10 protein-coding genes and 1 pseudogene are annotated in these 11025 nt (G+C 54.4%); 5 read left to right on the top strand and 6 right to left on the bottom strand.

Going from position 1 to position 11025, the window contains the following annotated elements; all coding sequences use genetic code 11:
• Positions 1–21: 21 nt before the first annotated feature.
• Positions 22–312 carry a helix-turn-helix domain-containing protein gene (locus ACN0V1_RS21240; RefSeq protein ID WP_003298996.1) on the bottom strand — a complete coding sequence of 97 codons (291 nt, stop codon included), beginning with the start codon at positions 310–312 and terminating at the stop codon, positions 22–24.
• 104 nt (positions 313–416) lie between these two features.
• On the opposite strand from ACN0V1_RS21240, the gene ACN0V1_RS21235 reads away from it, so the two are divergent.
• Positions 417–863, top strand: a complete 447-nt coding sequence (locus tag ACN0V1_RS21235; RefSeq protein ID WP_003298997.1) for a hypothetical protein — start codon at positions 417–419, stop codon at positions 861–863.
• Positions 864–1044: 181 nt separating this feature from the next.
• Positions 1045–1170 (top strand): hypothetical protein, encoded by a 126-nt coding sequence (locus ACN0V1_RS21230; protein ID WP_417546832.1) that lies wholly within the window; start codon positions 1045–1047, stop codon positions 1168–1170.
• Between the two features lie 247 nt (positions 1171–1417).
• Here the strand turns inward: ACN0V1_RS21230 and ACN0V1_RS21225 are convergent, their stop codons facing one another.
• Both ACN0V1_RS21225 and ACN0V1_RS21220 read right to left on the bottom strand, forming a co-directional pair.
• On the bottom strand, positions 1418–3151 hold the full coding sequence (locus ACN0V1_RS21225; protein ID WP_313088268.1) for an ATP-dependent helicase: 1734 nt from the start codon (positions 3149–3151) through the stop codon (positions 1418–1420).
• Entirely contained in the window at positions 3148–4911 is a 1764-nt protein-coding gene (locus tag ACN0V1_RS21220) for an ATP-dependent nuclease (protein ID WP_417546831.1), read from the bottom strand. The genes ACN0V1_RS21225 and ACN0V1_RS21220 overlap by 4 nt, the downstream gene beginning before the upstream one ends.
• 196 nt (positions 4912–5107) lie before the next feature.
• Here ACN0V1_RS21220 and ACN0V1_RS21215 point away from each other — a divergent pair, with 196 nt between their 5' ends.
• From ACN0V1_RS21215 to ACN0V1_RS21205, 3 genes are read left to right on the top strand one after another with little or no spacing between them, the layout of a single operon-like run.
• Positions 5108–5539: a pyrophosphatase gene (locus ACN0V1_RS21215; protein WP_263475614.1), complete on the top strand. Its 432-nt coding sequence runs from the start codon at positions 5108–5110 to the stop codon at positions 5537–5539.
• Positions 5540–5562: 23 nt separating this feature from the next.
• Positions 5563–6708, top strand: coding sequence for a hypothetical protein (locus tag ACN0V1_RS21210; protein ID WP_263475616.1), 1146 nt, complete (start codon positions 5563–5565; stop codon positions 6706–6708).
• On the top strand, positions 6708–7907 hold the full coding sequence (locus ACN0V1_RS21205) for a hypothetical protein (RefSeq protein WP_417546830.1): 1200 nt from the start codon (positions 6708–6710) through the stop codon (positions 7905–7907). The genes ACN0V1_RS21210 and ACN0V1_RS21205 overlap by 1 nt, the downstream gene beginning before the upstream one ends.
• A gap of 147 nt (positions 7908–8054) precedes the next feature.
• Here the strand turns inward: ACN0V1_RS21205 and ACN0V1_RS21200 are convergent, their stop codons facing one another.
• The 3 genes and pseudogenes from ACN0V1_RS21200 to ACN0V1_RS21190 form a co-directional block, all read right to left on the bottom strand.
• Positions 8055–9614, bottom strand: coding sequence for a PAS domain-containing methyl-accepting chemotaxis protein (locus ACN0V1_RS21200; protein ID WP_256825318.1), 1560 nt, complete (start codon positions 9612–9614; stop codon positions 8055–8057).
• 67 nt (positions 9615–9681) lie between these two features.
• Positions 9682–10446, bottom strand: a complete 765-nt coding sequence (locus tag ACN0V1_RS21195) for an IS6-like element IS6100 family transposase (RefSeq protein WP_001389365.1) — start codon at positions 10444–10446, stop codon at positions 9682–9684.
• Between the two features lie 506 nt (positions 10447–10952).
• A pseudogene (locus ACN0V1_RS21190) lies at positions 10953–11025 on the bottom strand (GNAT family N-acetyltransferase); the annotation flags it as partial.

The raw sequence follows: 11025 nt of genomic DNA, 5'->3' as shown, positions 1-11025 counted from the left end.
TCACACAGCCTCGCTGAGTAATCAGTCAGGTTCGACTAGAGCTCTCAACTCCTCACCAACCTTCTCCAGGAGCTGCTCAAAACTTTCAGGAGCTTCGGATCCAAGCAAGTAGGTCAGGGCCAAGAGGGTGACAGGGTGAGTGTCGAGCACCGTGCAGAGGCTATCGAGCTTTTCGAGAGTCGGGCTCGTTGCCCCGCGCTCCAGCATGCTGACGAAGGTACGGCTGCTAACGAGCGAGAAATCTTCCTGCGCCAGCCCCCTACGGTGCCGCACGAATCTCAACGCTTTCCCGAACGAATCCCGGACTTCCATTTTGCTGCTCCGCAAAATGGAAAGATGAAGCGCGATTGAACAATATATGACTACAAAATATATTGTGCACCAATCAAACACAATTCTCATTAGGTGATTGCCGCGTGTTCAAGACCAGCCGAAATGCGGAGCTGCTCCCCGGACTCTCAACAGCGCCAGATGGCGTCCAGTTCTGGTCATATGTCGAGCTAGAGGTGACCTGGCTCTGGTTCTATTTGCAGATCGTTGAGGACGATGGAAACGAGGCCTTTCGAAGCATGCTAATGGTCCCGTCGGTTCCATTGCTGGAACAGGTCATAGCTGCGCAGACTGAGCACGCCTGGCTGGAGCAGGCGTATCTTGTGAATCCAGGGCACATGAACAAGGCTGGTCGTTGGATGATGGAGCCATTGCTGGAGATTAGCTCCATTCGAGACGCTCAAGGTAATGTGCTTGGGCATCAGTACAGAGTGGAAGGCGATCGCACGTACTCAACCTCAGCGAGTCAGCCTCTCGATACTCGGATGAGTACCCACGTGATCTTCTCTGCGGCATTGCATCTGCGAGGCTAGGTGCGTATTTCGGCCCATCGTGACCGGCCTTTTCGCTAACGCATGACCACTCATTTCGCTAACAACGTGACCAATTTCCAGCCTACTTCGAAACAGGCGGTCACGGTTTAGCGAAATACTTCCCCCCGTTGCGCATGACCTGACTCGACCGCCATGTTGCGTAGATACAGGAGCTACCACCATGCATGCAGCATCCAAAACCCTTGCATTCTCAAAGGATCAGGGCAGCGTGATTCTCCGAACTGTTGCTGCCGATGCATTTTTGACCCACATGCCGGTATTTCATTGCCCCAGTTTCGAACGCTGAACTCGCTGTTGCATTTCAACTTTTAAGACTGCTGGGTTGGGTCTGCATAGCGTCGGCACCCGGGTCAAAAAATCATCGGCGGCAACAGGCTGGAGTCAGACCGTCGCTATCCGGCCATAAGCGGCCATCCCGTCTCTACGAGAGCCGTGGAGCTATTGGTGCTGTTAGCACTGTTGTGGCTTCTGACTTGCTGACTAGCAGCACGCCCTGAAAATGATGAGCACAGAAGCGCAAGCGGCGTCACTCGTTATTCCCTTGGAGCTAGGCCCACCTCGAGAAAGCCGGCCTGTTCCAGTCGTGGCCTCAGGGCAGCCAACGCAGCCGTCGGAACTGCCAACCAAAGCAGATTGCGAGCGCGAGTCACAGCGACGTAGCCAATACGCCCTACCTCAGTATCCATGCCGTTCAGCATGGCTTCGATGTTGGCCCGATTGGCCACATACAAGACGGCATCAATACTTTCGCCCTTAACTTGGTGAACGGTTCTCACCCGGGCCTTAGGCTCCTGCTCAACCTCCACCTCGAGCTCCGCGCTAAGAGGCCCGGAAGGCAGCAAGGCACGTGTTAACCGGCGTGTCAGCCCATCCAATGTGGCCAGACCAAAATCACGCTGGATTTCACGAAGTAGCTGAGCAACTCGTTCTTGTAGCAGAGGAAGCCATTGACCTGAGGCTGGCAGACTTGAAGCCGGTAAGCCTTGAGCAGGATCTCTGGTGAACAACCACAGTCGACGTCGCAGCTCACGCAACTCACGGTCATGAGCGACGCCACTCAACCTATTGAGCAGCCCAGGAGGTGGGCCATCCAACTGGCTGACAATGCCACGCGCGACCATCCTGAATGCCCCCAGGAAATCGGAGCGCTGATCTCGAAGTACTGCAGCTTCAGCAAACAGCTTTACTGCTCCCCGTCCCTCAGGATATATGTCCCCCGACAACCTGGAGGCCATTGCAGCCGCGCGACATACGACAGCAGCTTTATCTGGGTTGATTGATTGCCGACCAAGTTCTGCATGGAAAGCATCCAGCAGCGGTGGAAGCGCCTGCTCACCATAGCCAATGAAGTAAGCCCCTAGGGGTGGGGGTTCGTCATCACGATCAGGATCATCTGCCCTTCCCGAAAGGTAATTTGCGACGCTCAGAATCGAAGGCAAGGAGCGATAGTTGCGAGTCAGGTTGTAGGGAGCAACGCCACCCCGCTCATGGTAGTTCCGCAAGAAGAGACCATCGGCATCAGCGAACTCGTAGATCGCCTGATTTGGATCGCCAATCAGCGACACCTGCACGCCAGCACCGATCAGAAGCTCCAGAAGCTCTTGGTGCAGGACTCCAATGTCCTGGGCCTCATCGACGATGATATGGGGGTAACGTCGAGCCAAAGCTCTTAGTACCACAGGCTGCTCGCTTAGGACGCGGTAGCACCAATAGCGCCCCAGATCGTGCGTATAAGCACCAACGCGCCCCAATCGATCAACCACTCGGCTGGCATCCACCTGGTTGAGCGGCATCTCGTTGCCATGGACCGTGTAGTAGAAGAGCGGTTGACCTGCGTTGAATCGAACCTTGATATCGCTTGCAGGTATCGGGTGATCCCGCGTTGGGCAATTGAACCCAACCAGAAACGGCTCCCCACCGGTCACTAGGAAAGCTGTCTGGTTAGCCCCCATAGTTCGATGAGCATGGGCCCTCATGATTTGGGCCGTGATGAAGCCATCCAGAGTATCGATATCAACCCTGTTTCGACCGGAGCCGCTCGGCAGTGTCTGAGAAAGCTCTTGGTAACCCTGACGAAAAGTCTCTACGGCCACATTAGAGAATGACAGCAGCGCTATGCGCCCCTTCGCCCCAGCAAGGCGCCGACGCATTTCAACTAGACGCTGAATCGCTGTAGCCGTCTTGCCACTTCCCGCACATGCCGTAACGGCTAGCGGCACCAGAGGGGCATCAATTACGAGCCGCTGTTCAGGGGATGGCTCAATCATTCATGCCTCCGCTCCTGCCCCGGTATCTGGCACACATGAGCGATGGCATCGAGGATGTAGGGCGGAACCTCACAGGCGGCTCCCTCCCCAATTACATAGGCCAGGCTCTGACCAAAGCGGCCTTTCTGCACATTTTTCTGGGTGGATGGACGTTCAAACATTCCACAGAATAATGCTCGCGCTTTGGCTGCATCGTCAGCGGCTGCATTGACGACGCCCCTAAGATCCTCAGCAATCTGAGGGTGAAACTCACTCAACGCACTCAACATGGCTGTGCGATTGTTTGGGTGCAGAGCCAAGTCGTATTCCAAGGTTTTAACGCCATGGAAAACGCGGACGTACCTGTCCTCTAGCTCAAGCATGTTCGCGGTGTTGTCGGAAACCTGAACGGCAGCCCCCAAGGCAGGATACAAGGGCTGGGCTGGTTGACCGGCAACCACTACTCCCGATGGGTCGGCGTCTGTGATCAACGCGACAGGAATCTTCAGAGCGTTCTCACCAAACAGCGGAAGGAAGGAATCAAAATTGAGCCCCTCGACGCTGATCAGACTCACTCCATGCCCACGTAAGTCGAAACCTGCTGCGGTGGCCAAGGCATCGACGAGCATCATCTCTGCGGCCCCTTCAACAAAAATAACCCGACGGGCAAAGAACAGCTCCGCGCGGGTGACATCGAGATAGCGCTCCAGCTTCTCCCGCTTGCCGTTCCCAAACCTTACTTCGCGCGGGAAGAACGTCTCGACGCGCCCCTCCGACTCCACCAAGCAAACCAGGCAATCAAGATTTGCGTTGCTGGCAAAGTTGGGTGAATGGCTCGTCACGAAGAGCTGAACAGGCTGCTCCCCCTCCACCTCTTGCAAGCTCGCCAGATATCTCAAAAGCACGGCCTGCAGTTGAGGATGAAGGTGAGCTTCCGGCTCCTCCACGATCAGGCCACGGTATGCAGCATCAGAGTTTCGGGCCAGCTCACTGAGTACCACAGCCATAAAGATCAGGTTGTTGAAGCCCAGGCCATTCTGCTCGAGCTCGAAGTCGTCCACAGAAAGCGTCAACCTGGTAGACAGGCGCTGAAAGTCGGAAGCACTCAGTCCTACGTTGAGGGCTTGGCGTAGCTGCGCTCCGAGCATCGCATTGTGGCGATCAGCAATTGCCGTCTGCGTACCTCGAATAGGCGGGTGATCCCGAAGCTCATCGTCCAGTCGCTGCAATGCTTCGTTGATGCCTTGACGCCCCGCATCATCTGTCAGTAGGTGCAGCAGGCGCGAAAGCTGACTGTTCCGCCCTGGGCGCAGCCCTTGCGCTGCATCACGAAGGGGCTGCAGATAGACCCCTCGCAGGTTCTCGATCATGTCCGCAGTCAGCGACACCTCTTGGTGATCACCACACCAGCGACGTACTCGTAAGCGCCCCCCTTGGTCGGCATCTGAATAACACACATGGAAATGCGCTTCTGCTTGGCCACCGGCGATAGGATTGAGCGCGGCCAGAAAATCAGCCTCGTCATCGGGCCCCAACCCTCGGAAGACGTAGTGGAACTCAATGTCCCCTGCCTGCTCTCCCTGCGGTGAACGGTGCCGATCTTCAGCTCCAAACCGAGGGTATGGCTCTTCATAACCAGCCAGCAGGGCTCGTAGCGCATCGACTACAGCACTCTTGCCTACGTTATTCGCACCAACCAGAACATTCAGGCCGGGCCTAAAACGCAGCTGGACGTCACGCAGCTTTCGAAAGTTGCGGATATTGAGTTCAGCCAGATACATGTCGGTGTCTCCATCCCTGGTTTGCTTAACAGCTCCTAAAGCTCGCGTCAGCGAGCGGTCCTAGGAAAGGCAGTGTAGGGGCGAACGGGGCGGCATTAAAGGCGGAAGCGCATTCTCGGTGTAGCCTTTGAATTGATCAGCCCTGAAAAAGAAGCGTAGTGTTTGCTGCGAAAGCCTCACCAACGGAGATGGATCAATGAGCAAAAGTTTTCGCGACCGCATCCAGGCAATGAATGAGATGTATAAACTTCCCATCTACGAGACCCCGCACCTCTTCCCAGATGCAGAGGATCGTCTTCTGAAATTCAAGAGGACGCTGCTCGATGAGGTCGCCGAAATAGATGGCATTGTTGAGCAGATTCGCCGAGGGGACCATGCCATCGATGTTCAGGTCGCGATTGCAGACATTCTCGGCGACATCATCGTGTACTGCCGCTCCGAGGCCATGAAGTACGGCATCCCTCTTGAAGCCGTTTTGGATCTGATCATGGACAGCAACGAGAGCAAGCTTGGAGCCGATGGCAAGCCTATCTACGATGAGAATGGGAAGTTTCTCAAGGGACCCAATTATTGGAAGCCAGAGCCCCAAATCAAAAAACTCTTGGCAAGCCTGCCGGCACAAAAGTAACCCCACAATCCTGAGGTGATAGCTTGTCAACCGTTAAACACGTGGGGAAGTGCCGGAGCCTGGTTGAGATTGAGGAGATCATCTCCCAGATCGAGTCCTCCGACAGCAAAACGGTCTTTCGCTTCCCCATAGACACCCTCGGCGCTCGACACAGTCCTATGCATGATGCATCTCGACTGCAGATGGTCGTTACCCTAGCTCGCCAAAAGCTCGAAGATGATTACTTGGACATTCATCCGAACGCTCAAGAACTGGACGCTCAGCAGGCCGTTTGTGATTACTCTCCGGGGATTGCGGGTGTCCGGCTATCCAAGGGAATACGGATTGGCAGCAAGGAAATTGATCGCCGAGATGTCCTTACCTTCGCAACCAGCAGAATGAAAGCGATGGACTCCCAAAACTTTGACCTGGTCGTCAAAGGGCGCTGCATCGACCTCCTGTGCGTCGGAGGCTCCAAAATTCAGTATCTGAAGCCGCTGTTTTCCTCGCGAGGCAAGGCCAAAGAGAAAGACGACATGGCACCGGTCATGCGCAAGCTGGTTGATCGTACAACGCAGCAAAGCAGGGCCGGAGTGCCTGAATCCCTTGTTCATGCGCTCGCCTTGTTCTCTGCGGAGCTTATCCAAAATACTCAAGAGCATGCGGTCACAGACCATGCCGGCAGGCCCTATCTCTCACATGTCGAGGGCATGCTGATGGGTTGGACACGGTTTTACGAGTCGACCTTCAGAGAGGACTTCTCCGGTCACCCCGAGCTCAAGAAATACTGGAATGAAGAGGCCGCCAAAACAGAAACCGGAGCCAAAAGCCTTCGCGCATTCGAGGTCAGCTATTTTGACTCAGGGCCAGGGTTAGTCAGCCGCTACACCGGCAAGCCAGTTCAGGAGATGACACTCGAAGATGAACGAGGGGCGCTTCTCCGATGCCTGCAGCACAAATCGACGTCGAAATCCCAGGCAGCAGCAGGTGAGGGCTTGCCTTCGGTCTTGCAAGAACTGAGGCAGATAGGCGGGCTGATGAGGGTCCGCACAGGGCGGCTGTCGATGTTCAACGCCTTCACGCCTGGCGACAACCGTGACCTGTTTGCCTTCAATGACTGGACTGAAACCAGCCTTTCACCCGTTCAAGGTGCGGTTATCTCCATTCTCGTACCGCTGAGGGCTCAGTGATGGAACGCTTCTACTCCTGGCGGTACCTGAAACACTGCCCTTCTCACGGAACCATTGAAACCCTGGTGCTCTGCTACAAACGCTGCCAACTGACTGAAGGGAACGTATATACAGATGTAGAGACCGCCCTCAAGAGCGATGCCAATCTTCCAGATTGCGTATACATCGTGGGCTCTACCGATCAGTGCAACACCTTCAAGGCAGCCTGGAATCCGGCCAATACACACCTGCAAACCATGATCAAACGCGGCATGAAAGCTGGCTTTGACTTCGTGAAGCAGTACACATTCGTCGAATGGGATGGCGCAAATTTCCGACACCATGCCCTTGGACACCATCCCAGCTCTTACGAGGTGGATCTGAAGCATCTGATGAGTCGTGGAGTACACAGCCTCATCGAGAAAAACAATGCCGTCCACCAAGCTCCCTCCGGGCATGTGTTTAAGCATCCTTCTCAGAGACGGAACAAGGTATTCATCCAAGCAAGGGAGATCGCCTCAGGCGAGGCAGAGCTGTATGTCGTCGCCTACCTGATCGCTCTATGCCACGGGAACGCCCTAAATGGGAGCACCAAGGTCTTCATAGATACAATGGGCATCTATGCTTACATCAAGTGCGCCTTGGTCCTGTGCCGCTCCGAAGCAGAAATCGTGAGTTTCCACTCGTATGATGAGCTGGAGAAGGTCAACCCGCCATCGGAACCCTACTTCTGCATTATCTCCGCCTCCACCTCCGGCAGCATGGCAAGGAAGATGGCAGGCAGCGTGTGGGATCCCCAGCGAATCGCCACCATCGTCGACGTGACGTCCCATGGGCGAGCTGGCGACGTGATGGTCGCGCTTGACAGCATGGGGGTCTCCTTCCCTGATTTGAAAGTCAACGACGGTACTCTGATTGAGATCATCGGCGAGAACTTCTCGTCCAAAGCGAAGCCTCCTCGACCAGTCGTTATCGGACAGCCGCATACTCCGAAAGCCCTGGCTGAATTTCATGAATACTTTGGTTTCTCGATTCACCCCTTCAACACCCAAATCGCAACGAAGAATAAGCTGCTTCTGCTTGATGTCACCAAGGTGCTGGAGCACGAAGAATTTCAGAAATGGCTCGACGCAGAAATTGACTGGTCATTCCCCCTCACCGTCAGTCACGTTATCCATGGGGGAACCGCAGAATTCGGAAAAAATCGTACGCTAAGCTAACGGTGTTCTCGTGACAGCTCTTTGACTAGGCTTTCTAAGGCCATTCTGATAGCCCTGACTTCCTGAAAAGCCAAGGCTAAAATTTGTGCGGCTAAAAGGGATAACCGATGGTAAAATAAGTTATCCCTGTCGAGATACTGAAAAGCGTTATCCTCGTTTTTCCCAAAACTGTTTTGCCAGTTCGCTCAGAGCGCTAGTTAACTGAGCGACAGATTTCGCACTTTGCAAATTATTCTGCCCGGTCTGTACATTGGTATCAGCAGCATCGCGTATATTGTTAATACTGCGGTTGATGTCTTCACTTACTGCTCCCTGCTGCTCGACCGCAGTCGCTATTTGCGCGTTCATGTCGGTAATTTCGTTAACGCGTTGGCCAATTCCATCAAGAGCTGTAGCTGCTTCCTCTGCGTGAGCTACACTCGTGTGCGCTTGCCGACTACTTTGCTCCATGACTGTAACAGCGGATTGCGCTCGCTCTTGTAGAGCGCTGATCATGCTTTGAATATCCGTTGTCGATTGCTGTGTGCGAGCAGCAAGACTGCGAACCTCATCGGCGACAACAGCAAAACCACGCCCCTGCTCACCAGCACGCGCGGCCTCAATTGCTGCGTTGAGTGCCAACAAATTCGTTTGCTCGGCGATCCCTCGTATAACGTCAAGAACTTTTGATATCTCGTTACTTTGACCTTCAAGCTCATGAATAACCTGAGCGGCTTGCCTAATTTCACCTTCAAGGGCAGTGATTGACTGGCTTGTGTGGGCTACCAGACGCTGGCCAGATGCCGTCTCAGTGTCTGCTCTTCCGGCCGCATCTGCAGCATGCTGTGCATTGCTCGCAACCTCTTGAATGCTTGCCGCCATTTGCTTTACTGCCGTTGCTATTTGATCTGTCTCTGCCTGCTGCTCAACTGTAAGTACATTGCTTGACTCAATATCCTTTAGTAGGCCTCGGGTGTGTTCGCTAAGCCGATTTGATGCATCACCTATGCGACCTACTACGGCGCCTGTTTCAGCTTGCATCATTCGTAAAGCAAACTCTATTTGGCCAAACTCATCGGTGCGCCCAGTGTAGAGGGATTGACTTAATGGGTTATTGGAAATATTCCTGGCTCTTTCAACCAGTCTTCCAAGAGGAGAGAGAATAGCCAAAACACTAACAGAGCTTAAGCTTCCTGACATTAAAGTAGCTAACAATAAGCTGCTTATTGATGTATCAGTAAGCATGCCGGCAGCCATTGCGCTTGATATAATACTACCCCATATGAGCAAGAGTATTTTCACGGAAAAGCTAGCAGCCCATTTCGGCCTCGCGGCCTTCCCGCTTCTCAGTTGAGCATATAATTTTTCCGCAGCCAAAACCTGCTCAGGTTCAGGCTTGGTCCTTACAGACTGGTATTCAACAATCGAACCATTCTTAGCTATTGGCGTTACATAAGCACTTACCCAATAGTGGTCGCCATTTTTACAGCGATTTTTTACTAGCCCCATCCATGAGCGGCCAGATTTTAATGTACTCCACATATGCTCAAATGCAGCAGGCGGCATATCTGGGTGTCTTACGATGTTGTGAGGCTGGCCTAATAGTTCTTCCTCAGTGAAACCACTGATTTTAATGAAGTCAGGATTAACGTACGTGATATGGCTTTGAGGGGAGGTAGTCGAAAGAATATTGGCATCTTTTGGGAGTTCTAAGTTTCGACCCGTCACTGGTAAATTCTGGGGCTCTGTTGCAAAGATTGGCGGCAGTCAGAGGTAGGCTGTCGCTCTGCGCCGATCAGGCGGCTGCTGCGAAATGGTGGTTGAGCATGCCCATGGCCTCCGTCAGCGCCGAGGGCCCAATGCCAAAAGCTCTCTCCACAAGGCGCACCTCGCCCCTGATGCCGGGCTGCAGGCACCAGGGGCGAGCCTGTCCTTTGCGCAGGGCTCGCATGACTTCGAATCCCTTGATCGTGGCATAGGCCGTGGGGATCGATTTGAAACCGCGCACCGGCTTGATCAGTATCTTGAGCTTTCCGTGATCGGCCTCGATCACGTTATTGAGATACTTCACCTGCCGGTGGGCCGTCTCCCGGTCCAGCTTTCCTTCGCGCTTCAATTCGGTGATCGCTGCACCATAGCTCGGCGCTTTGTCGGTATTGAGCGTGGCAGGCTTTTCCCAGTGCTTCAGGCCTCGCAGGGCCTTGCCCAGGAACCGCTTCGCTGCCTTGGCGCTGCGGGTCGGCGACAGGTAGAAATCGATCGTGTCGCCCCGCTTGTCGACTGCCCGGTACAGGTAGGTCCACTTGCCCCGCACCTTGACGTAGGTTTCATCCAGGCGCCAGCTCGGATCAAAGCCACGCCGCCAGAACCAGCGCAGCCGCTTCTCCATCTCCGGGGCGTAGCACTGGACCCAGCGATAGATCGTCGTATGGTCGACCGAAATGCCGCGTTCCGCCAGCATTTCCTCAAGGTCGCGATAGCTGATCGGATAGCGACAATACCAGCGCACCGCCCACAGGATCACATCACCCTGGAAATGGCGCCACTTGAAATCCGTCATCGTTCCGTCCGTCCAATCTCCGCCAAGCATGCTCAAGCTTCACGATTTTTGCAACAGAGCCCACACGAGTATTGAGCATAGTCGAGATTGGTGCAGATCACTTCTGATATTGAACTGTCAGGAGCTGGCTGCACAACAGCCATTACGCCCAATCAACTGGTGCAGTCGTCTTCTGAAAATGACATTTGGTATCTCTCATAAACGGATGTTTTTGAGAGAACTATCTTCGGCCTTCACACGCACGAAAGGCGGCGAAGCTCCGCCGTTAATCCGTCCGCCGGAGATCTCGCCCAGGCAGGCTGAAGGCCGAGCAAGCCTGACAGGCCCGAAAAGCCCGGCACGGGCGTCGGCGGCGATGACGGCGGCGGCATTATCCAGGGTTGATGATGGAAGTGGAGGATATCGACAACCTCTCGCGCAACCAAGACATCGCGGTCGGACTGCAAGTGATCTTGAAGCCACGGGCCCGTCCCACCCCGACATGGACCTCGATGCCCGAACGGACGTTAGATTTCGAGTTCTAGGCGTTCTGCGATGAAGGTTGGATCCCAGCCGGGATTGAAAGTGTCGACGTGGGTG

This window comes from Marinobacter sp. (assembly GCF_048266785.1).
Taxonomy (GTDB): Bacteria; Pseudomonadota; Gammaproteobacteria; order Pseudomonadales; family Oleiphilaceae; genus Marinobacter.
The sequence above is the reverse complement of the archived record's forward strand: the minus strand, read 5'-3'. Positions and strand labels throughout refer to the sequence as shown.